At 65.7% G+C, this 20744-nt stretch carries 20 protein-coding genes; 11 read left to right on the top strand and 9 right to left on the bottom strand.

Annotation, left to right across the window (positions count from 1 at the left end; translation table 11 throughout):
- Nucleotides 1–6: 6 nt before the first annotated feature.
- Entirely contained in the window at nucleotides 7–2721 is a 2715-nt protein-coding gene (gene mdeB, locus VNM24_01550) for an alpha-ketoglutarate dehydrogenase (protein ID HWQ37285.1), read from the bottom strand.
- A 152-nt stretch (nucleotides 2722–2873) separates the two neighbouring features.
- On the opposite strand from mdeB, the gene VNM24_01545 reads away from it, so the two are divergent.
- From VNM24_01545 to VNM24_01500, 10 genes are all read left to right on the top strand, one after another.
- Nucleotides 2874–3413, top strand: coding sequence for an Lrp/AsnC family transcriptional regulator (locus VNM24_01545; GenBank protein ID HWQ37284.1), 540 nt, complete (start codon nucleotides 2874–2876; stop codon nucleotides 3411–3413).
- 12 nt (nucleotides 3414–3425) lie between these two features.
- Complete coding sequence (locus tag VNM24_01540; protein HWQ37283.1) at nucleotides 3426–4037, top strand: TIGR00730 family Rossman fold protein; 612 nt, start codon at nucleotides 3426–3428, stop codon at nucleotides 4035–4037.
- A gap of 69 nt (nucleotides 4038–4106) precedes the next feature.
- Nucleotides 4107–4517, top strand: coding sequence for a ketosteroid isomerase-related protein (locus VNM24_01535; protein ID HWQ37282.1), 411 nt, complete (start codon nucleotides 4107–4109; stop codon nucleotides 4515–4517).
- A gap of 157 nt (nucleotides 4518–4674) precedes the next feature.
- Nucleotides 4675–5274, top strand: coding sequence for a GNAT family acetyltransferase (locus VNM24_01530; GenBank protein HWQ37281.1), 600 nt, complete (start codon nucleotides 4675–4677; stop codon nucleotides 5272–5274).
- Nucleotides 5271–6158, top strand: a complete 888-nt coding sequence (locus tag VNM24_01525; protein HWQ37280.1) for a carbon-nitrogen hydrolase family protein — start codon at nucleotides 5271–5273, stop codon at nucleotides 6156–6158. The genes VNM24_01530 and VNM24_01525 overlap by 4 nt, the downstream gene beginning before the upstream one ends.
- Nucleotides 6159–6225: 67 nt before the next feature.
- Complete coding sequence (locus tag VNM24_01520; GenBank protein HWQ37279.1) at nucleotides 6226–7797, top strand: ABC transporter substrate-binding protein; 1572 nt, start codon at nucleotides 6226–6228, stop codon at nucleotides 7795–7797.
- Nucleotides 7798–7831: 34 nt separating this feature from the next.
- Nucleotides 7832–8773: an ABC transporter permease gene (locus VNM24_01515; protein ID HWQ37278.1), complete on the top strand. Its 942-nt coding sequence runs from the start codon at nucleotides 7832–7834 to the stop codon at nucleotides 8771–8773.
- Between the two features lie 11 nt (nucleotides 8774–8784).
- A complete protein-coding gene (locus VNM24_01510) occupies nucleotides 8785–9702 on the top strand; it encodes an ABC transporter permease (GenBank protein ID HWQ37277.1) in 918 nt (305 codons plus the stop codon).
- The gene (locus VNM24_01505; GenBank protein ID HWQ37276.1) at nucleotides 9699–11312 is read left to right on the top strand and encodes an ABC transporter ATP-binding protein; all 1614 of its coding nucleotides are present in this window, start codon (nucleotides 9699–9701) and stop codon (nucleotides 11310–11312) included. Before VNM24_01510 ends, VNM24_01505 begins: the two co-directional genes overlap by 4 nt.
- A gap of 38 nt (nucleotides 11313–11350) precedes the next feature.
- On the top strand, nucleotides 11351–12895 hold the full coding sequence (locus tag VNM24_01500) for a M81 family metallopeptidase (protein ID HWQ37275.1): 1545 nt from the start codon (nucleotides 11351–11353) through the stop codon (nucleotides 12893–12895).
- 48 nt (nucleotides 12896–12943) lie between these two features.
- Here VNM24_01500 and VNM24_01495 read toward each other — a convergent pair whose 3' ends face one another.
- From VNM24_01495 to VNM24_01460, 8 genes are all read right to left on the bottom strand, one after another.
- On the bottom strand, nucleotides 12944–13360 hold the full coding sequence (locus tag VNM24_01495) for a hypothetical protein (protein HWQ37274.1): 417 nt from the start codon (nucleotides 13358–13360) through the stop codon (nucleotides 12944–12946).
- Nucleotides 13357–13812 (bottom strand): cytochrome c, encoded by a 456-nt coding sequence (locus VNM24_01490; GenBank protein HWQ37273.1) that lies wholly within the window; start codon nucleotides 13810–13812, stop codon nucleotides 13357–13359. Before VNM24_01490 ends, VNM24_01495 begins: the two co-directional genes overlap by 4 nt.
- Nucleotides 13813–13977: 165 nt before the next feature.
- Nucleotides 13978–15729, bottom strand: a complete 1752-nt coding sequence (locus VNM24_01485) for a PQQ-binding-like beta-propeller repeat protein (GenBank protein ID HWQ37272.1) — start codon at nucleotides 15727–15729, stop codon at nucleotides 13978–13980.
- Nucleotides 15730–16174: 445 nt separating this feature from the next.
- The gene (locus VNM24_01480; protein HWQ37271.1) at nucleotides 16175–17104 is read right to left on the bottom strand and encodes a 2-dehydropantoate 2-reductase; all 930 of its coding nucleotides are present in this window, start codon (nucleotides 17102–17104) and stop codon (nucleotides 16175–16177) included.
- 10 nt (nucleotides 17105–17114) lie between these two features.
- Nucleotides 17115–18173, bottom strand: coding sequence for a tartrate dehydrogenase (locus VNM24_01475; GenBank protein ID HWQ37270.1), 1059 nt, complete (start codon nucleotides 18171–18173; stop codon nucleotides 17115–17117).
- A gap of 64 nt (nucleotides 18174–18237) precedes the next feature.
- On the bottom strand, nucleotides 18238–18684 hold the full coding sequence (locus tag VNM24_01470) for a nuclear transport factor 2 family protein (GenBank protein HWQ37269.1): 447 nt from the start codon (nucleotides 18682–18684) through the stop codon (nucleotides 18238–18240).
- Nucleotides 18685–18735: 51 nt separating this feature from the next.
- On the bottom strand, nucleotides 18736–19395 hold the full coding sequence (locus tag VNM24_01465; protein ID HWQ37268.1) for an RraA family protein: 660 nt from the start codon (nucleotides 19393–19395) through the stop codon (nucleotides 18736–18738).
- A gap of 30 nt (nucleotides 19396–19425) precedes the next feature.
- Nucleotides 19426–20055, bottom strand: a complete 630-nt coding sequence (locus VNM24_01460) for a hypothetical protein (protein HWQ37267.1) — start codon at nucleotides 20053–20055, stop codon at nucleotides 19426–19428.
- On the opposite strand from VNM24_01460, the gene VNM24_01455 reads away from it, so the two are divergent.
- Complete coding sequence (locus VNM24_01455) at nucleotides 20054–20479, top strand: hypothetical protein (protein ID HWQ37266.1); 426 nt, start codon at nucleotides 20054–20056, stop codon at nucleotides 20477–20479. The genes VNM24_01460 and VNM24_01455 overlap by 2 nt on opposite strands.
- The last annotated feature ends 265 nt before the right edge of the window (nucleotides 20480–20744 follow it).

Below are 20744 nucleotides of genomic sequence, written 5' to 3'. Positions count from 1 at the left end.
GAGGTTTCAGATCTCCCAGGGATTGGGCCGGTCGGATGCGATGCCGTATCGGTCGATGGCCTGGCGGGCGAGCTTGCGGTCGACCGTGCCTTCGTCGGCCAGCGCTTTGAGCGCCGCCGTGACCACATGACGCCGGTCGACCTCGAAGAAGTCGCGCAATGCGCTTCGGGTATCGCTGCGACCGAAGCCGTCGGTGCCGAGCACGACGTACTTGCGCGGTACCCAGGTGCGGATCAGATCGGCCACCGCGCGCATGTAGTCGGTGGAGGCGATCAGCGGACCCTCGGTCTCGCGCAGGCATTGCTCGACCCAGGACAGTCTCGGTGCGGCGTCGGGATGCAGCCGGTTCCAGCGTTCGGTGTTCATCCCGTCGCGGCGCAGTTCGGTGAAGCTGGTGACGCTCCACACGTCGGCAGCCACACCCCAGTCGGATTCGAGCATTTCCGCCGCCGCCAGCACTTCGCGCAGGATCGTCCCTGCACCGAGAAGCTGCACCCGCGCGGTGCCCGCTTTGCCTTTCGCATCGCGCTTTGCGCCCGCATCGCGGATTCTGTACATCCCCTTCAGAACGCCTTGTTCCACGCCCTCGGGCATCGGCGGATGGGCGTAGTTTTCGTTCATCACGGTGACGTAGTAGAAGACGTCCTCCTGGTTCTCGAGCATCCGGCGCATGCCGTCGCGCAGGATGACCGTGAGTTCGTAGCCGAAGCAGGGATCGTAGGCCACGCAATTGGGCACCGTGGAAAAAAGCAGATGACTCGAACCGTCCTCGTGCTGGAGCCCTTCGCCCGACAGCGTAGTGCGCCCGGCGGTGGCGCCGAGCAGAAAGCCGCGCGAGCGCGAATCCGCCGCGGCCCACACCAGGTCGCCGATACGTTGGAAACCGAAGCAGGAGTAGAAGATGTAGAAAGGCAGCATCGGCACACCGTGAGCGGAGTAGGAAGTGGCGGCCGCGATCCAGGAGGAAATGGCGCCCGCTTCGGTGATGCCTTCTTCGAGGATCTGCCCGTCCTTGGCTTCCTTGTAGTAGAGCAACTCGTCCTTGTCCTCCGGTTCGTAGAGTTGGCCGAAGGGGGAGTAGATCGCGACCTGGCGAAACAGCGACTGCATCCCGAAGGTACGCGCTTCGTCGGCCACGATCGGCACGATGCGCCGGCCCACGGTCTTGTCCCGCAGCAGATGCGAAAGCATCTGGACAAAGACCATCGTCGTGGACTGTTCGCGCTCGCCGGTGCCTTCCAGCAGCTTGGCGAAGGTCTCCAGCGGCGGCACCGCGAGGGGCTCCGATCTCCCGACGCGCGCGGGCAGATAGCCGCCCAGCGCCTGACGCCGGGTGTGAAGGTACTTCATCTCCGGGCTGTCTTGCTGCGGCTTGTAGAAGCGCAGCTCGTGCACGTCGGCATCCGACAGTGGCAGCGCGAACCGGTCCCGGAAGGCGAGCAGCGCGTCGTCCTCCAGCTTCTTGGCCTGGTGTGCCGTCATCTTGCCCTGCCCCCAGTGGCCCATGCCGTAGCCCTTCTTGGTCTGGGCGAGGATCACGGTCGGACGCCCTTTGTGGTTGACCGCGTAGTGATAGGCGGCGTAGATCTTGACCGGATCGTGGCCGCCGCGATGCAGGCGGTCGATGTCCTCGTCGGACAGATGCGCGACCAGTTGCTGCAGCTCCGGATACTTGTTGAAGAAGTGCTCGCGGTTGAAGCGGCCATCGGTGGCGGCGTACTTCTGGAATTCGCCGTCCACCGTCTCGTGCAGGCGCTTGATGATGACGTTGTCCGTGTCGCGCGCAAACAACGGATCCCAGTCCGAGCCCCACAGGACCTTGATGACGTTCCAGCCCGCGCCGGCGAACAGGCCTTCCAGCTCCTGGATGATCGAGCCGTTGCCGCGCACCGGGCCGTCGAGCCGCTGCAGGTTGCAGTTCACCACGAAGATCAGGTTGTCGAGCCCTTCGCGCGCGGCGAGGGACAGGCCGGCCAGGGATTCCGGCTCGTCCATCTCTCCGTCGCCGACGAAGCACCACACCTTGCGCCCCGCGGTCTGGGCGATGCCGCGGTGCTCCAGGTATCGCATGAAGCGCGCCTGATAGATGGCAGTGATCGCGCCCAGCCCCATCGAGCCCGTGGGAAACTGCCAGAAAGTTGGCATGAGCCACGGATGGCAGTACGACGAAAGCCCCCGGCCGCCGGTTTCGCGGCGGTAATTGGCCAGGTGTTCCTCGCTCAGCCGGCCCTCCAGGTAAGCGCGCGCGTAGACGCCTGGGGCCGAGTGCGGCTGAAAATAGACGCAGTCGCCGTTCTGCCCGGCGCGGAAGAAATGGTTGTAACCCACCTCGAACAGGTCGGCGGAAGAGGCGTAGGTGGCGATGTGCCCACCCAGCTCGGGATGGTCGCGGTTGGCCCGCACCACCATCGCCAGCGCGTTCCAGCGCACCAGGGCAGAGAGCCGCGCCTCGACCTCCAGATTGCCGGGGTATTGCGGTTGGTCGGCCAGCGAAATCGTGTTGGTGTAGGGGCTGTTGAGCACCGGCGGCATCGGTACGTGCAGCCGGCGTGCCTGTTCCACGAGCTTCATCAGGAGGAACGTGGCGCGTTCGCGACCTTCGAATTTCACGATTGCTTCGAAGGCTTCCAGCCATTCCCGGGTTTCCGTAGGGTCGAGGTCCTGGGGCATGACGCGCCAGAACGTGGCACTGAATTCCTGCAGTTCGGACAAGTCGCTCATGGCGTTCCTCGGGATCGATGCTCCGGCAAAATGCGCGGAGGGGCTGTCTACAGATGCTAGCGCGATTCGCCAAGCATGTGGTTCTGTTTGACGCGGGAAAACCGGCATAATTCGGAATGATCTGCCGAGTGCTGGGCTAAGGAGAGCAGGAAATGCCGCACATGGCGCTGGACGCGACGGACTGGAGGATCCTGTCCTTGCTGCAGCACGACGCCCGGATGTCCAACGTGGCGCTCGCCAGGGCCGTGGGCCTGTCGCCTTCGCCCTGCCTCGCGCGGGTCCGTGCGTTGGAGCGGGCCGGCTACATCGGCCGCTACGTCACGCTGCTCGATCCGCACAAGGTCGGTCTGAAGGTCAGCGTGTTCATCCAGGTTGCGCTGGAGAAGCAGATCGAGCCGGCGCTGGAGGTCTTCGAGAAGGCGATCCGTGAGCGGCCCGAAGTGATGGAGTGCTACTTGATGACCGGCGAGGCCGACTACCTGCTGCGCGTGGTGGTGCCGGACCTTCAGGCGCTGGAGCATTTCATCCTGAACTTCCTGTCGCGCGTGCCGGGCGTGGGCAACATCAAGTCGAGCTTCGCGCTCAAGCAGGTAAAGTACCAGACCGCACTGCCGCTGCCCTTGCAGCCGGGCGAGCGGCGGGAGCAAAGCCGCGGGAAGAGGAAGGCAAGAGCGGGAAGCCGGTCACGGTAACCTGAGGCATTCATGGCGCGAGCGATGCACACGTTCAAGCGAGTTTGCGTCTTCTGCGGCTCCAACGCCGGAAGCCGCCCGGAATACTCCGCGGCGGCGCGCGAAGTCGGCAAGGAACTGGCCCGCCGGGGCGTCGAGATGGTCTACGGCGGCGGCAGCGTCGGGCTCATGGGCGTGGCTGCGGATGCCGCTCTGGCGGCAGGCGGCAAGGTGATCGGGATCATCCCCCGCGGGCTGCGTACGCGGGAACTGGCGCATGAGGGCGTTACCTCGATCATCGAAGTCGAGTCGATGCACGCGCGCAAGAGCCGCATGGTCGAACTGGCCGATGCCTTCGTTGCGCTGCCGGGAGGAATCGGCACGCTGGACGAACTCTTCGAAACCTGGACCTGGCTGCAACTGGGTATCCATCGCAAGCCGATCGGGCTGCTCAACGTCGCCGGCTACTTCGACCGACTTCTTGCCTTCCTCGATCATGCGCGCGACGAGCGCTTCCTGCGCTCCGTGCATCTGGACAGCCTGCTGGTCGAGGACAACGTCGAGCGGCTCCTCGATCGCGCCGCGCGCTTCGAGGCGCCCGACGGCGGGAAGTGGATCGAAGAAGGCGCGCCGCTGGAACCGTGATCGTCGTGACGAAACTTCGTGCGCGCTACAATCCTTGCCGGCGTAACGAACTCATCGCGCGATCCGCAGATGAACCAGAGTGCCAGGCAGCTCATCGAGCGTTACTACGCGGCCTTCAACGCGGGGGACATGGAGGCCTTTCTCGGCATGCTGACCGATGACGTCGTGCACGATGTGAACCAGGGCGGGCGCGAGGTGGGCAAGAACGCGTTCCGCGCCTTCATGGTGCGCATGAACCGCAGCTACCGGGAACGGATTGTCGATATCGTGGCGATGTCGAACGAGGACGGATCGCGAGCGGCGGCGGAGTTTACCGTGCTCGGCACCTACCTGCGAACCGACGAGGGTTTGCCGCAGGCCAGAGGCCAGGGCTACCGGCTGCCCGGGGGTGCGTTCTTCGAGATCCGCGATGGCAAGATTGCTCGCGTCAGCAACTACTACAACCTTCAGGACTGGCTTCGCCAGGTCGACGGGAGATGAGACGGCGGGCGCAGGTCAATCAGACGTTGGTGATCACCACCAGGTCGCAAGGACACCAAGCACACAAGGAAATGCGAACCGGCTTCGGCAGTCGGCGGTGTTCCTTTGTGTCTTCGTGCCTTCGTGGCTGGCCTGTGCGTGTTCGCGGGCTATGACGGTGGATGTGCGACGCTTCTCGGGACCGGGGCTCGAGCGCTATGTCGACGCCTTGGCGAGGCTGCGCATCGAGGTGTTTCGCGAGTTTCCGTATCTGTACGACGGGAGCCTGGACTACGAGCGCAGGTACCTGAAGACCTATATCGGCGTGCCGGACAGCGTGATCGTGCTGGTGTTCGACGGCGACCGGGTGGTGGGCGCCTCGACCGGACTGCCGATGCAAGCCGAGACCGAAGAAGTGAAGAGGCCGTTCCTGGAGCACGGTTATGACCCCAAGCGCATCTTCTACTTCGGCGAGTCGGTGCTGGAGAAGTACTATCGCGGGCGCGGGCTGGGCGTGCGCTTCTTCGAGGAACGCGAGGCGCACGCACGAGAGCTTGGCCGCTTCGACTGGACCTGCTTCTGCGCGGTGCAGAGGTCAAAGGACCATCCGCGCCGGCCGCGCGAGTATGTGCCGCTCGAGGCGTTCTGGAACAAGCGCGGCTACACGAAGCATCCCGAGCTCGCCACCACGTTTTCGTGGCGGGATCTGGACGAAGCGCAGGAATCGCCCAAGCCGATGGTCTTCTGGTTGAAGCGCCTGGAGGCGGGGCGGCCGTGATCCTGCGAATAGCCGCCGCGCAGTATCCGATCGAGTTCCTGGAGACCTGGGAGCGTTTTCAGTCGAAGCTCGAAAGGCTCGTGGCCGAGGCGGCTTCGGCCGGCGCGCAGCTGCTGGTGCTTCCCGAATACGGCTCGATGGAGCTTGCGTCGCTGTTTCCCAAGGCGGTGTACTCCGATCTCGCCCTGCAGCTTGAAAAGCTGCAGACCCTGTTTCCCCGCTACTGCGCGCTGCATGCCGATCTCGCGCGACGCCATCAAGTATACGTCTGCGCGGCCAGCTTTCCACAGCGCATCGGCGAGGAATACCACAACCGTGCCTACCTGTTTTCTCCGGAAGGGCGATGGGACTTTCAGGAGAAGCTGGTCATGACCCGTTTCGAGAACGAGCGCTGGCTGATTCGCAAGGGGCAAGAAAGCAAGGTCTTCGAAACGCGGCTGGGAAGGGTCGCGATCAACGTCTGCTACGACGTGGAATTCCCGCTCTTCGCGCGGGCTCAGGCACAGGCCGGGGCGGATCTGATCCTGGTGCCCAGTTGCACCGATACGCTGGCCGGTTATCACCGCGTCAGGATCGGCTGCCAGGCGCGCGCGCTGGAGAACCAGTGCTTTGTAGCGCAGGCGCCCACCGTCGGCGAAGCGCCGTGGTCCGAAGCGGTGGACGTCAACGTCGGCGCGGCGGGAATCTACGCGCCGCCCGACCGCGGACTGCCCGAAAACGGCGTGCTCGCGCGCGGCGAGCTGAACCGGCCGCAATGGGTATTCGCCGATCTCGATTTCGAGACCCTGAGAAACGTCAGGGATTCCGGCCAGGTCTTCAACGCACGCGACTGGCACAATCAGCGCGCTGCGGTTGCCGGCGCTCGCCTCTGCCCTCTTTTTTGAAGTGGACGGTCGAAGAAGGCGAGGCGCAGGCGCCGTGGTAAACAGCAAGTCGAAGCGGGAGGATCGGATGTCGCGTCGATGGGCAGTGCTTGCCTGCGTGTGCGTTGCGCTGCTGGCCTGGGCGCTCCCGGCGCGCAGCGAAACGGTCTTGCGTGTTGCGCCGCATTCCAATCTGGTGGTTCTCGACCCGATCTGGACCACCGCTTACATCACGCGCAACCACGGCTACATGATCTATGACACCCTGTTCGGCACCGATGCGCAAGGCAAGGTCCGGCCGCAGATGGTCGACGAGTGGGAGGTGAGCCGCGACCGCAAGGTCTGGACGTTTCGCCTGCGTGAAGGGCTGCAGTTCCACGACGGCACGCCGGTGACCGGTCGCGACGTGATCGCTTCGCTGGAACGCTGGGGCAAGCGCGACACGATGGGCATCAAACTCATGTCGTTCGTGGAGCGCATCGAGGCGATGGACGCGAGGACGTTCCGCCTGCGTCTGCGAGAACCTTACGGTCTGGTCCTGGAGTCGCTGGGCAAGCCGAGCTCGAATGTCCCCTTCATCATGCCCGAGCGGGTTGCGCGCACCAGCCCCGACCGCCAGATCGACGACACGACCGGATCGGGTCCCTTCGTCTTCAAGCGCGACGCGTGGCGACCCGGGGAACGCGTGGTCTATCTCAGAAACCCGAAATACGTTCCGCGCCGCGATGCTCCGAGCGGAACGGCGGGGGCGAAGATCCCGAAAGTCGACCGTGTGGAATGGATGATCATCAAGGATCCGCAGACCCAGGCGAACGCCTTGATCGCCGGAGAGATCGACCTGATCGAGGCGCCCGCGCACGAGCTGTATGCGCAACTGCGCCGCGATCCCGGCGTACAGCTCGTCGAAACCAATCCATTGGGTTTTCAGGCGGGGCTGCGTTTCAATCACGTGCAGCCGCCGTTCGACAACGTCAGGATCCGGCGCGCGGCGATGGCGGCGCTCAATCAGCTTTCGTTCCTGCGCGCTCAGGTCGGCGTGCCCGAGATGTACCGCACCTGTTTCTCGGTGTATCCGTGCGGCTCGCCGTTCGCCACGCAGGCCGGCATGGATTTCATCGTGCGCCCGGACATGAAGCGGGCGCAGCAGTTGCTGCGGGAGTCCGGGTATGACGGTACGCCGATCGTCATCATGCAACCTACGGACCTGGCGGTGATCGCGAAGCTGCCGGTCGTGGCGGCGCAGCTGCTGCGGACCGCGGGTTTCAAGGTGGACCTGCAGGCGATGGACTGGCAGACCCTGGTGGCGCGGCGCGCGAAGAAGGATCCCCCGTCCCGAGGAGGATGGAGTATCTTCTGCACGATTTTCGCGGCCGTGGACATGGCCAATCCGGTGGTCAATCAGCCGGTCGCCGCGGCCTGCGACAAGTCCTGGTTCGGCTGGCCGTGCGACGAATCGCTGGAGAAGCTGCGCGATGCGTTTGCGCGGACCGACGACCCTGCGGAACAGAAGCGTCTGGCGGAGGCCGTGCAGGTTCGTGCGATGGAGATCGGCACCTACGTTCCGCTCGGCGAGTACGTGATTCCCGTGGCCGCGCGCAAGAATGTCCAGGGGCTGGTGACCGGGTACTTCCTCGTGCTGTGGAATGTCGAGAAGCGGTAGGTGTCACGACAGTCACGATAGTCACGGCATTTCGATGTTGCGCTTCGTCCTGCGCCGCCTGCTTGCGACCATCCCGGTACTGCTGGTGGTCGCGGTCGTGGTGTTCCTGATGTTGCGGCTGACGCCGGGCGACCCGGCGGCGGTGATCGCGGGCGACAGCGCGACCACGGAACAGATCGAGCAGATCCGCGAGGCCCTGGGCCTAAACCGGCCGCTCGTCGTGCAGTTCGGGCTGTGGGCCGGGAGCGTCCTGCGCGGCGATCTCGGCGAATCGTTCTTCTTCAAGATGCCGGTGGCCCAGTTGATCGCGCAAAGGCTCGAACCCACGGTGGCGCTGGCGGTCAGCACGACCTTGCTGGCGGTACTCATCGCCGTTCCCCTCGGCGTGCTCGCCGCCTGGCGACGGGGCGGGTGGTTCGATCGCGTGCTGATGGGGTTCTCCACGATCGGCTTCTCCGTTCCGGTGTTCGTGCTCGGCTACGTCCTGATCTGGCTGGTGTCGCTCAAGCTCGGCTGGCTGCCGGTGCAGGGCTACCGGCGCATCGCGGAAGGCTTCGGTCCGTTCATCCGGCACCTGATCTTGCCCACCTTGACGCTGTCGGTGATCTACATCGCGCTCATCGCACGCGTGACGCGCGCGGCGGTGTCCGAAGCGCTGACCGAGGACTACGTGCGCACCGCGCGCGCCAAGGGGCTTCCGGAGACGGCAGTGCTGACTCGACACGCGCTCGCCAACGCCGCGGTGCCCATCGTCACCGTGATCGGGATCGGAGTGGCGCTGCTGATCGGCGGCGTTGTGGTCACCGAAAGCGTGTACGCGATCCCGGGCCTCGGGCGGCTGACGGTGGATGCGGTGCTGGCGCGCGACTTTCCGACGATCCAGGGCGTCATCCTGTTCTTTTCGGCGGTCTACGTGCTGATCAATCTTCTGGTCGACTTGAGCTACGTGCTGCTCGATCCGCGGATTCGCTACTGATGGAGCGGGCGATGCAGCCCGGGCCGGTCGAGGCCGGTGCGGTTACGCCGCTGTGGCGGCGGCTTTCCCGCAACTTCGCGGTTGCCGCAGGCGCCTCGGTGCTCGCGTTGCTGGCCGTGCTCTCGCTTCTCGCCCCCGCGCTGGGCACGATCGACCCGACGCAGCTCGACCCGGCCAACCGTGATCTGCTGCCGGGCCGCTCCGGGACGGTGTTCCGGCTCACCGGCGAGGCGATCGAGCACACCTTCTGGATGGGTACCGACAGCTACGGGCGCGACATCTACAGCCGCGTGATCTACGGCGGCCGCGTCTCCTTGCTGGTCGGGGTGGCGGTCGCCGTGCTGAGCCTGGCGGTCGGCCTGGCGTTCGGGCTCGCCGCGGGCTATCTGCGCTGGCTCGACGGCGTGGTCATGCGGGCCATGGACGGATTGATGGCGATTCCCGCGATTCTGCTCGCGATCTCGCTGGTGTCGCTCTGGCAGGCATCCCTCCTCACCGTGGTGGTCGCCATCACCATCCCGGAGATCCCGCGCGTCACCCGGCTCGTGCGCTCGCTGGTGCTGTCGATTCGCGAGGAGCCCTATGTCGAAGCGGCAATCGCGATGGGCACGCCGACCGTGAAGTTGCTGGTGCGCCACGTACTGCCCAATACGCTCGCGCCGCTGATCGTGCAGGGGACCTACATCTGCGCGTTCGCGATCCTCGTGGAGTCGATCCTGAGCTTTCTCGGCGTGGGGCTTCCCACCGACGTGCCGACCTGGGGCAACATCATGGCGGAGGGCCGTCTGCAGTTCAACGAATATCCGCACAATGTCTTCTTTCCCGGCGTGTTTCTGGCGCTCACGGTGCTCGCGGTCAACATGCTCGGCGACGGGCTGCGCGACACGCTCGATCCGCGCTTCGCGCAACGCACCGGAGTGCAGCCGTGAGCGCTGCCATCCTGAGTGTTTCGGACCTCACGGTGCGCTTGCCTGCGGGCGCGGAGCGCGCTTACGCGCTGGAGCGCGTCGGCTTCGAGATCCGCGAAGGCGAAGTTCTGTGCCTGGTGGGCGAGTCCGGTTCCGGCAAGTCGATCACCGCTCAGGCCATCATGGGCCTGCTGCCGGAGACGATCCGTCCGGTCGCGGGGCGCGTGCTGCTGGAGGGAGAGAATCTGCTGGCCGCGCGACCGGAACGCCTGCGCGCGTTGCGTGGAGCGCGCATGACCATGATCTTTCAGGAACCGATGACCGCGCTCAACCCGGTCATGCGCTGCGGCTACCAGGTCGAGGAGTTGCTGCGGCAGCATGCCGATTTGACCCCGGTGCAGCGGCGCTCGCGGGTGCTGGAGATGTTTCAACGGGTAAGCCTGGACGATCCCGAGCGCATCTACTTCGCCTACCCGCATCAGCTTTCCGGCGGCCAGCGCCAGCGCATCATGATCGCCGCCGCCCTGATCCTGAAGCCCGCCTTGCTGATCGCCGACGAACCCACGACGGCGCTGGACGTGACCACCCAGGCCGAGATCCTGCAACTGATCCGCGCGCTGCAGCGCGCGCAAGGCACGGCGGTACTGTTCATTACGCACGATTTCGGCGTGGTCGCGGAGATCGCGGACAGCGTCGCGGTTCTCAGGCGCGGCGAGCTGGTCGAAAGCGGTCCGGCGGGCAGCTTGCTCGCCCGCCCCGTGCACGAATACACGCGCACGCTGCTGGCCGCCGTGCCCGCTCTGCTGCCCAGGAAACAACCGGTGGAACCGGGCCGCCCGGTGCATTTGCGCGCCTCACGGCTGTCGCGGCTCTTTCACGGCGGGGGCTGGCTCGCACGGTCGCGCCCGGTGCGGGCGGTCGACGAAGTGGGGTTCGAAGTGCGCCGCGGTGAAACGCTGGGCATCGTCGGCGAGTCGGGTTCCGGCAAGTCGACGCTCGCGCGCCTGCTCGGCCGGCTGATCGAACCCAGCAGCGGCGAGATCGAGCTGGACGGGGAGCGCATCACGGCGCTGCGCGGCAACGCAGTCAGGCAGCTCAGGCGCCGCATCCAGTTCGTCTTCCAGGATCCTTATCGCTCGCTCAACCCGCGCCGCACGGCGGGCGCGGCCATCGTGGAAGGCCCGATGAATTTCGGCGTACCGGCGGCGCAGGCCTGGCAGCGGGCGCGCGAACTGATGAGCCTCGTCGGGCTGCCCGAGAGCGCGCTGGGGCGCTATCCGCACCAGTTTTCCGGCGGCCAGCGCCAGCGCATCTGTATCGCGCGCGCACTGGCGATGCGGCCGGAAGTCCTGATCGCCGACGAACCGGTGTCGGCGCTCGACGTGTCGGTTCAGGCGCAGATCCTGGACCTGTTCGAGGACATTCAGCGGCGTCTCGGCCTGACGTTGCTCTTCATCACGCACGATCTGCGGGTCGCGGCGCAGATCTGCAACAGGATCCTGGTCATGCGCCGCGGGCGTGTGGTCGAGCAGGGTCCGGTGTGCGAAGTTTTCGGCCACCCGCGCGACTCTTACACGCGGGCGCTGCTGCGCGCCGCGCCCGGACGCGCCTTTGCCTTCAGCGGCGCTTGAATACTCTTGATCTCTTGCTTTTCCAAACAGGGTAAAGGATGCGAATAGCAATTGGCGGGTTTCAGCACGAGACCAACACCTTCGCGCCCAGCAAGGCGACCTTCGAGCGCTTCGCGCGCGGCGGAGCCTGGCCGCCGCTGCTGCGCGGCGGGGAAATCTTCGACGGCGTGTCGGGAATCAATCTGCCGATCGCAGGATTCGTCGACACGATGAAGCGCACGCGCCACGAACTGGTGCCAACGGCGTGGGCCGCGGCGAGTCCTTCGGCCCACGTCACGGAAGATGCCTACGAGCGCATCGCGGGGATGATCCTCGAGTCCCTCGCGTGCGCGATGCCTGTGGACGCGGTCTATCTGGACCTGCACGGCGCGATGGTGGCGGAACATCTGGATGACGGCGAGGGCGAGTTGCTCTCACGCGTGCGCTCGATCGTCGGCCCGAAGATCCCGGTGGTCGCGAGCCTGGATCTTCACGCCAACGTCACTCGCCGCATGCTGGAACAGGCCGACGTGCTGATCGCTTACCGGACTTATCCGCACGTCGACATGGCGGACACGGGCGCACGGGTGGCGAAGTTTCTCCTCGGGAGGCTGGATGGCGCCGCGCGCCCGAAGGTCGTCGCGCGGCGCGTGCCCTTCCTGATCCCGCTGCACGCGCAATCGACCATGCTGGAACCGGCCTGCGGCATCTACGCCGAGCTGGCGCGGCTGGAAGGTCCCGGCGTGGCGGCGCTTTCGTTTACGCCCGGATTTCCCGCAGCCGACTTTCCCGAATGCGGACCGGTGACCTTCGCCTACGCCGACGATCCGGCCGCCGCCGAGCGGGCAGCGGATCGGTTGCGCGCGATCGTGGAGGAAGCCGAAGCCGACTTCGATGCGCCGGTGTTCGAAGCGGACGAGTGCGTGCGGCGGGCAATGGCGCTCGCGCAGCGCGCCACGCGGCCGGTGGTGATCGCCGATACCCAGGACAATCCCGGCGCCGGGGGAGATTCGGACACCACGGGCATGCTGCGCGCGCTGATCGCCAATCGGGCGCAGCGCGCGGCACTCGGCCTGATGGTCGACGCACAGGCGGCCGCAATTGCCCACGCGGCGGGCGAGGGGGCGACGATCGAGATTGCGCTCGGCGGGAAGTCGCTTGTTCCCGGCGATGCGCCTTTGCACGGGCGTTTTACAGTCGAGCGGCTATCCGACGGCAGGCTGACCTGCCGGGGGCCGTTCTACCGCGGCGCGCGGATGAACCTCGGCGCGAGCGCGCTGCTGCGCGTCGACGGCGTGAAAGTGGTGGTGGCTTCCGACAATCCGCAGATGGCGGATCAGGCGATGTATCGCTTCATCGGCGTGGAGCCGACCGCGGAAAAGATCCTGGTGAACAAGTCCTCGGTGCATTTCCGCGCCGACTTCGCGCCGATCGCGGCCGAGATCCTGGTGGCGAAGGCGCCCGGGCCGATGCTCGCCGATCCGAGCGAGTATCCGTGGAAACGCCTGGCGCCCGGCATCCGCCTGAAACCGCGCGGCCGGGAATTTGTTCAGGGAACCGCCCCCCCGCCTCCCTCTTCCCCCGCGAGCGGGGGAAGAGGGTGAAAGCGGCATTCCCCTTTGGGCTCTGGTGCAGAGGGGGATGAGGTGCTTCTAGAGGATCTTCTTCGGCGTCAGGTTCGACTCCTCGGTCCAGCCGACCAGTACGTAGCGATTGATCAGCCGGTGGAGAAACTCCACGCGCTTGCGCAGAGTGACGACGAACTGCACCTGAACCTTGGTGCCGTTGCGGTCCATCACCACGGCGAAGGGCGCCATGATGCTGTCGGCCAGCTCGGCATCCACGAACATGCACTGCTTCTTCTCCCCGAGGTCCCTCTTGACGCCTTCCAGCTCGTTACCGTTGAGCCCCTGCACCCGGGTCATCGCATCGTCGTAGGCCTGGGGCGAGATGCACACGAAAATGTTCTCTTTCAATGTCCTGAAGGTCTCGTCAGCCTGCAGCGTGGACGGCCCCAGCAGTCCGGTCAGGACTGCGAGCAGCGTTACAACGGTTCTTGTCGAATTCATTGCCAGTTTGCTCCCTCCTCCGCCTTGGTCTCCAGGAAGGCGCCGATCCGGGCGATGTTCTCGTCGTCCAGCACATCCTTCCACGGCGGCATCATCTTGTCCACCCGTCCGTTCTTCACGATCTGCACGAACTCCTTGTAGCCGCGCCAGAATCTTGTCAGGTCTCCGGCGTACTTGCCGAAACGCGACTCGCCATTGGCCTTGTGCCCATGGCACTGCACGCACCAGGTGAAGTAGAGTTTGGTCCCCAGTTCGATGGCTTCCTGATCCCCGGACAGCGGATTGCCGGAAGGTATCTTGGGGGCGGGCTTCTGTGCGTCGGCCGTATCGGCGGCGACGATCGTAGCTTCGGGCTTGCCGGGCTCCGCGGCCGTAGCCGGCGCCGCGCAACCGATGCCGATTGTCGCGATGGCTGCAGCAAGGAATCCCGTTGACCGCACTTCAAGTCTCATTTTTGCTCCAGAAAATGTCGATTTAGCGTGTCTGGACCCGGGCCAACCCGCGTCCAGGGCGGACACGGTATCACAATTCCGGGCGCAGACCGCTGCGGCGGGGTGAAACCGCCGGGGCGGGGAGGGGAGAACCCCGTCTCCACCCCGGCCAACAGTCCAACGCTACTACGGGAGAGCGAATACCACCACTGCCATGCTTTCCTGCATGTCGCCGATCTTGTCCTTGTTCAGCGACTGCACGGCGCGGCCGACGTACGTGCCGTGACCGGTGGCGGCGGCGATGTACTGCTTGCCGTCGACGGCATAGGAAATGATGCCGCCGTGCACGCCGGAGCCGACGTTGAAGCGCCACAGCAACTGTCCGTTCCTGGCATCCAGCGCCTCGATGTAGCCGTCCGCGGTGCCGAGGAACAGCAGGTCGCTGCCGGTGGTCAGCAACGTGGAATGCGGGATCAGGTCATACCGCTTTTCCCAGGCGATCTTGCCCGTGACCGGATCGCGCGCGACCAGGCGGCCATGGTTCTTGTCGCCCGGCGGGTCGGTTCCGATCCACTCGGCGCTCATGAACGCCTGAACGAAGGGGGTCAGCACCCGCGTTTCGGCACCGGCCGAAATGTTGGTCCCGCCTTCCTTCGGCTGCACGGTCAAGTGCATGCACCACTCCTGCGCCACACGGTAGTGCAGCTTGGTGCGCGGGCTGTAGCTACCCGCGTTCCAGCTGTGTCCGCCGTCGATCGCGGGGCAAACCAGCGTCTTCTCGCCGGGCTTGGGCCACAGCATGTTCTGCCACTCGCCCTTGGCGATGTCATAGCCCGTCGTCCAGTTGTAGCTCTTCATGCCCGGATAGACGTTCAGGACTCTGCCGGACTTGGCGTCGAACACGTGGTAGAACCCGTTCTTGCCCGGGGTGAAGATCTTGTCGCCCAGAACGACGTTCTCGCCGGGTGCGGCGTCGTAGTCGTACGGGTCGGCGTGGGCGTGCTGGAAGTACCAGTTCAGCTTGCCGGTGTTCAGATCCAGCGCTACCGTCGACGAGGTATAGAGGCCGTCTCCCGAGCGCCAGCCATCGGCGTTCGGATCACGGCACTGGTCGCCGCAGTAGTCGTAGTCCGGGTTCGGGTTGCCCGTGCCGAAGATGATCTGGTTGTTGGCGAAGTCCACGGTGCCGGGCTGCCACGATCCGCCGCCGCCGTACTGCCACGAATCGCCGCGCCAAGTCCTCAGCGCACGCTCGTCCCCGCGTCCGGTGGTGTAGAACGTCCACTTGATCTCACCGTTCTTGGGATCGATGCCGAAGATCTTGCCTTCGATCGGGTATTCGCCGCCGTTCTGACCGATGACCAGCAGGTCGGAACTCACAAAAGTGGCGGCGCCGCTGAATCCGACCGTGTCCTTGGCGGAGTCGATGATCTGGTTTTCCCAGATCACGCTGCCGTCCTTGTCGTCCAGCGCGACCAGACGTCCGTCCGCCGTGCCCATGTACACGCGGCCGTCGCCGACCGCCAGCCCGCGCGTGTGGGCGAAGAACGAGCGCGCAACCACCGCCTCGTTCAACTTCGGATCCCAGCGCCAGATGCGCTCGCCGGTCTTTCCGTTGAGCTTGATGACCGACGATGGGTTGACCGCCACGTACACGTTGCCATCGACCGCCAGCGGCGTGCTGTGCATCCCCATGCGCACGTTTCCGGGCTGATGGATCCACACCGGACGCAGCCTGCTGACGTTGTTCCTGTTGATCTGCGTCAGCGGTGAGTGCCTCCACGCTTTATCGATCTCGCGATGGTAGGAACACCAGTCCTCGGGCGCGCAGTTGCGGATCTCGGCGGCCGTGGTCCCCGCCTGCACGCCCGGTGCCCACGCCACCGCCATTGCGAGCGGTAGCGCGAGGGGCACGCATTGCCTCAGTGACAATTTCATCTCCTCCTCCTCACTTTGGTGATACTTCAAATGCGCCTGCAACCGGCGGCCAAACCCGGCGGGACGTCTGGAAGTTCGGTTATCGTGTCAGCGCCAGCGCGTGCCATGAACTTTCAAGAGAGGTGCTCAGCACAGCGGGAGTGTGTCTAGGAAAAGACTTGGCGCGAATCCGATTTAGAACCCTGTTCCTCCCCCCGATGTGACCAACGTGTTGTTAGGCGTGGGCCGGATACTTCCGGCTTCAGCCATGCTAATTACATGGGTGAACCAGTGTCAAGGCAGGATTCGCTGCGCTTACAGGAAGCGATCCTCTTGTGTGTGCTCCCGTGCAATGGTATGGGGGCTGAGGCTGGCGCGTCCGTAGTCAGAGGTGTCCGCTCGTCGCAGACGCGAACGCGGTCCTGGATTGTTGCAACGCAGGATCTTGCGGCACTGCGGCACGGGGCTATTGACGCACGCCCATCCCGCGCTCCCTGGCCCGCACCAGCGCACTGATCGCGGAGTTCCAGGGGGCGGCCAGCCCGACCGCCTCGGCCGCGGGAGGGATCGCCCCGTTGATGGCATCGATCTCCGACATCCGGCCGGCCAGGTGGTCGAGCAGCATCGAGGGGCGCGCCTGCGGAATCTTCAGCCCGAAGGCGCGCACGTACTCGACCGGATCGTCGATGTCGAGTTTTACCCCGCGCGCCCGGGCTACTGCGTAGGCTTCGCGGGCGCAGGCCGAAGCCGTGTGCCAGGCGTCGGGGTCTTCGATCACCTCGATGATCCTGCGCTCGAGCACTGTGCAAACGCCCGAGTAGCAGACGTTGCAGATCAGCTTTTCCCACACGAGCTGATCGATGTCGTCGAAACACTTCACGCGAAATCCGCCGGAGCGCCAGACTTCGGCGATTTGTTCCAGGCGAGGGCTGACCGGGCCATCGAATTCGCCGAGCCGGACCAGCTCCCAGCCGTTGTGGTGGGCATGGCCGGGCGCCATGATCGAAGCCCCGAAACCGCCCACCACGCCGACGACGACACGTTCCCGGCCGAGGACCTTGGCCGCCGCGTCCGGGCCGCCCAGTCCGTTCTGGATCGAGAGCACGACCGTGCGGGGGCCGAGCAATGGTCCGGCCGAGCGTGCGGCTTGCTCCACATGCATGGCCTTGGTGGCGATGATGAGCAGTTCGCACGGCCCGGCTTCAGCGGGGTCGGTTGTCGCCCGCAGACGGACCGTGCGGTCTCCCGAGGCGCCTTGCACGCGCAGGCCGTTGGCGCGGATCGCTTCGATGTGCTCCTTCCAGCGGTCGATCGCCCACACTTCGTGGCCGCCGGCGGCCAGCAGGCCGGCGTAGACGCTGCCCATTGCCCCGCAACCGACGATGGCGATCTTCATGCGTGGCGCTTCAAATCGCGGCGGCGATCGCCTTGCCCAGGTCCTCGGTGCCGGCCTTGCCCCCGATGTCGGGCGTGCGCGGCCCGTCGGCCAGGCACTGTTCGATTGCGCGCAGGATTGCCGCGGCGGCGTCGGCGTGCCCCAGGTGCTCCAGCATCATGGCGCCCGACCAGATCTGCCCGATCGGATTGGCGATCTTGCGGCCGTAGATGTCGGGGGCCGACCCATGCACCGGCTCGAACAGCGAGGGAAAGGCGCGCTCCGGATTGATGTTGCCGGAAGGCGCGACGCCGATGGTGCCGGCCGTGGCCGGCCCGAGATCGGAGAGGATGTCGCCGAACAGGTTGGAGGCCACGATCACGTCGAAGCGCTGCGGATTGAGCACCAGCTGGATGGTCAATCCGTCGATGTGGTACTGGTCCGCCGTGACGGCGGGATACTGCTTGGCCATGAGCGCGAAGCGCTCGTCCCAGTAAGGCATCGTGATCGAGATGCCGTTGGACTTGGTAGCGGAAGTCAGGTGCTTTTTCGGACGCCGCGCCGCCAGCTCGAAGGCGTACTTCATGATCCGGTCCACGCCTTTGCGCGTGAAGATCGATTGCTGCACCGCCATTTCGCGTTCGCTGCCTTCGAACAGCCGCCCGCCTACGGCGCAATACTCTCCTTCGGTGTTCTCGCGCACCACGCAATAGTCGATGTCGCCCGGCTTGCGCCCGGCGAGCGGACAGGGGATGCCGGGCAGCAGCCGCACCGGGCGCAGGTTGACGTACTGGTCGAAGCCGCGGCGCAACTTGATCAGCGAATCCCACAGCGAGACGTGATCGGGAACCTTGGCCGGCCATCCCGTGGCGCCGAAGAAGATGCAGTCGTGGCTGCCGATCCTGTCCCTCCAGTCGGGCGGCATCCACCAGCCGTGCCGGTCATAGTTGTCGCAACTCCAGTCGAAATGATCGAAGGCGAGTGCGATTCCGAAACGGCGCGCCGCGGCGTCCAGGACGCGCACGCCTTCCGGCACGACTTCCCTGCCGATGCCGTCGCCGGGAATGACCGCGATTCGATATCGATTCATGGTGCCGGGCGTGCGCTCCTTTGAGGGGCGCCCGCATTCTACCCAAGCCGGCGGCGAGTCCGGCTCACAGCGGCGGCAGCGCCACGCCGATCTGCTCGAGGATGCCGCGGGGGGCACCGCCGGGGACGGGTTCCGGGAAGATGATCGTCAGGCGCTCGCCGGCGATGCGGTAAAAGAAGTAGTGCGGCGGGATGCGCACCGTGCGGCCGGTGGCCGGAATCGGGTCCATGCCCGGCATGGCCCAGGTTCCCCGGTGGGTGCCGCCCTGCCGCCACTTGATTGCGTAATTGCCCTGACCCCGGTCTTCGATCTCGTCGTAGTCATAGGTCCAGTCGGGAAATCCGGCGTAGAGCGCGGTGAGCATCCTCAGGAACTGCGGCTTGTCGAGGATGCGCGTGGCCGCGATGAACAGCAGATCTTGCGCGACGGTACCGGCAACGCGCGCGACGTCATGCGTCTTGAGGCCCTCGATATAGTCGAGCAGCACTTGCGGGATCGGTTCGCCCTTCATCTCGTGTGCTGAACTTCAAGTCCCGGGCGAACCATCGGGTCCGCCCGCTTCTCAGAGAATCCCGTAGCGCCGAAAGACCTCGCTCAGCTTCTCGCCCCTGAGCAACGCTTCGCGGGTCTTGTTCTCGCCCGACACCTTCTCCGAGGCGAGCCGGATCACTTCTTCGGCGCGCTCCCGCGGAATGACCACCACGCCGTCGACATCGCCCAACACCAGGTCGTGCGGCCGCACGAGCACACCGCCACATTCGACCGGCACGTCGCGCTCGACCATCCTGGCGCGCCCCTTGGTGTCGAGCGGGCCGATGCCGCCGTGGAATACGGGGAAGCGCATCGCGCGGATCTGCTTGACGTCGCGCACCAGCCCGTCGGTCACGCAACCGCTTGCCCCGCGCGCCACACAGGCCGTCGACAGCAGCTCCCCCCAGGGCGCGATGCGCTCGGTCGGCCCGTTGCAGGCGAGCACGGCGACGTCTGCGCGCTGCAGGTCGTCGACGAGAGCCATTTCGACTTCATACGGGTTTTCCCCCGCTCGCACCGAATAGACCGGCATGTAAAGACCGGTTCTCGCGCGCCCGATCAGCACCAGGCTTTCGTCCAGCGGGCGCACGAAGGGGCGCATCGCCTGGTTGCGCAGGCCGAGGCTGTCCATCACGTCGGACAGGACCGCCGCGCTCAGGCCTTGCAACCGGGATAGCAGCGATTGGATCATCCAGAATCCTCGTCTTTGCGCGCGGCGAGCTTACGGCTCGTGGGGTCGCCGCCGCGCGGTCCACAGGGCGTGCAACTGGATCATGAAAGCGATGACGAGCAGGCCCAGTCCGGTCCAGACCACTGGCTTGTTGGGCTTGTCCACCTTCTCGATCAGCACGAGGGTGACCGCCGGCGTGGCGGCGGGGGCTCCGACTTCCTCCAACAGGAACAGATAGCGCGCCGCATAGGCGATCTCCACGGGGCCGATCTCGTACGAATAGGTTCTGCCCGGGCGCACTTCGACGTCGATCGCGCGCTCGAACACGGGGTGATCCTGCTCGAGCAGCGAGGCCTGATAATGCCCCCGGACCGCATCGGCCGCCGCTGCGGCGTCGAGCGAGAACTGAAGGCGCAACTTCACCTGGTTCATCTGCGGTGCGAGTTCGATCGGCTGGGGCTTGTACCCCAGGCCGCCCCGGAAACGCAAAATGGCGCCATCCGGCGTGACCCAGCGCTCGGCCCGTTCGACGAGCGAGTAGGTCTGGGCGGTTGTACCGCTCAGGTGCAGGCAGTAGCCGTAATAGACCGGACCGAGAATAATGCCGAGCACCAGCAGCAGAACGACCGGCGGCTTCATGGGCGGCTTATACGTGAGCCGGCCGGCGGGATCAAGATTCATGCCGGCTCGAGCGTTGATCGCGGCGGTGCTCAGCGCCGTGCTCGCCTTCGGCGCGGCAGGCGCGGGGTCCGGCGATCGCGTCGGTGGCAGTTTCTGGGTGCGCCCGGCCGTCGACCAGACGAGCGTCGATTTCTACGCGGAGGCGGCGCTCAGGACCCGGATGCCGGTGCGTGCGAAGACGCGCTTCGTCGTGGAGGCCATCGAGATCGGACGCGTCTTCCCGCGCGAGGAGCGCGTGTATCGGGTGAGGTTCGATTCGGGCGAGATCGGCTACATCGGCACCGGCGCGTTCGAGGACGCGCTTTTCCGCGAACCGCGCCCCGGTGAGGCGGACGCGCGCCTGCGCGGCTTTCAGTACAAATCGATCTTCGAACACGACCCCGACGAGATCGCCGCGCGGCTCAGGGCACCGGCCCGCGAGTAGAAAGGGGGACCCGGTTGAAGAACATGCGAATCGACCGCCGAGGCACCAGGACACTAGAACCTATCTCAAAATCCCCGGCGGCCGCGGCGGGGTTGCCTGGGGATGCAGCGCGAGGCGCGGGCAGCGAGACCATTGGCCAGAGCCAAGGACCCGAGCCGCAACGACGCGCTGCGCCCCAGGTGACCCCGCCCCGAAGGGTTGCGACGAGAAGCAGCCGTCTGCGTCGTTGGCGCGCTCGGCCGTAGGCCCAGCTACTGTCCTTCGC

Source organism: Burkholderiales bacterium (assembly GCA_035560005.1).
Lineage (GTDB): Bacteria > Pseudomonadota > Gammaproteobacteria > Burkholderiales > Eutrophovitaceae > DASRFY01.
The sequence above is the reverse complement of the archived record's forward strand: the minus strand, read 5'-3'. Positions and strand labels throughout refer to the sequence as shown.

Bases quoted from the DNA above. Each gene is read 5' to 3' on its own strand.
- VNM24_01535 (HWQ37282.1), top strand. From the start codon at position 4,107: ATGAACCAGAGTGCCAGGCAGCTCATCGAGCGTTACTACGCGGCCTTC.
- VNM24_01470 (HWQ37269.1), bottom strand. From the start codon at position 18,684: ATGAAGGGCGAACCGATCCCGCAAGTGCTGCTCGACTATATCGAGGGC.
- VNM24_01465 (HWQ37268.1), bottom strand. From the start codon at position 19,395: ATGATCCAATCGCTGCTATCCCGGTTGCAAGGCCTGAGCGCGGCGGTC.
- VNM24_01490 (HWQ37273.1), bottom strand. From the start codon at position 13,812: ATGAGACTTGAAGTGCGGTCAACGGGATTCCTTGCTGCAGCCATCGCG.
- VNM24_01480 (HWQ37271.1), bottom strand. From the start codon at position 17,104: ATGAAGATCGCCATCGTCGGTTGCGGGGCAATGGGCAGCGTCTACGCC.
- VNM24_01545 (HWQ37284.1), top strand. From the start codon at position 2,874: ATGCCGCACATGGCGCTGGACGCGACGGACTGGAGGATCCTGTCCTTG.
- VNM24_01500 (HWQ37275.1), top strand. From the start codon at position 11,351: ATGCGAATAGCAATTGGCGGGTTTCAGCACGAGACCAACACCTTCGCG.
- VNM24_01540 (HWQ37283.1), top strand. From the start codon at position 3,426: ATGGCGCGAGCGATGCACACGTTCAAGCGAGTTTGCGTCTTCTGCGGC.
- VNM24_01475 (HWQ37270.1), bottom strand. From the start codon at position 18,173: ATGAATCGATATCGAATCGCGGTCATTCCCGGCGACGGCATCGGCAGG.
- VNM24_01460 (HWQ37267.1), bottom strand. From the start codon at position 20,055: ATGAATCTTGATCCCGCCGGCCGGCTCACGTATAAGCCGCCCATGAAG.
- VNM24_01485 (HWQ37272.1), bottom strand. From the start codon at position 15,729: ATGAAATTGTCACTGAGGCAATGCGTGCCCCTCGCGCTACCGCTCGCA.
- VNM24_01455 (HWQ37266.1), top strand. From the start codon at position 20,054: ATGCCGGCTCGAGCGTTGATCGCGGCGGTGCTCAGCGCCGTGCTCGCC.
- VNM24_01510 (HWQ37277.1), top strand. From the start codon at position 8,785: ATGCAGCCCGGGCCGGTCGAGGCCGGTGCGGTTACGCCGCTGTGGCGG.
- VNM24_01515 (HWQ37278.1), top strand. From the start codon at position 7,832: ATGTTGCGCTTCGTCCTGCGCCGCCTGCTTGCGACCATCCCGGTACTG.
- mdeB (HWQ37285.1), bottom strand. From the start codon at position 2,721: ATGAGCGACTTGTCCGAACTGCAGGAATTCAGTGCCACGTTCTGGCGC.
- VNM24_01495 (HWQ37274.1), bottom strand. From the start codon at position 13,360: ATGAATTCGACAAGAACCGTTGTAACGCTGCTCGCAGTCCTGACCGGA.
- VNM24_01520 (HWQ37279.1), top strand. From the start codon at position 6,226: ATGTCGCGTCGATGGGCAGTGCTTGCCTGCGTGTGCGTTGCGCTGCTG.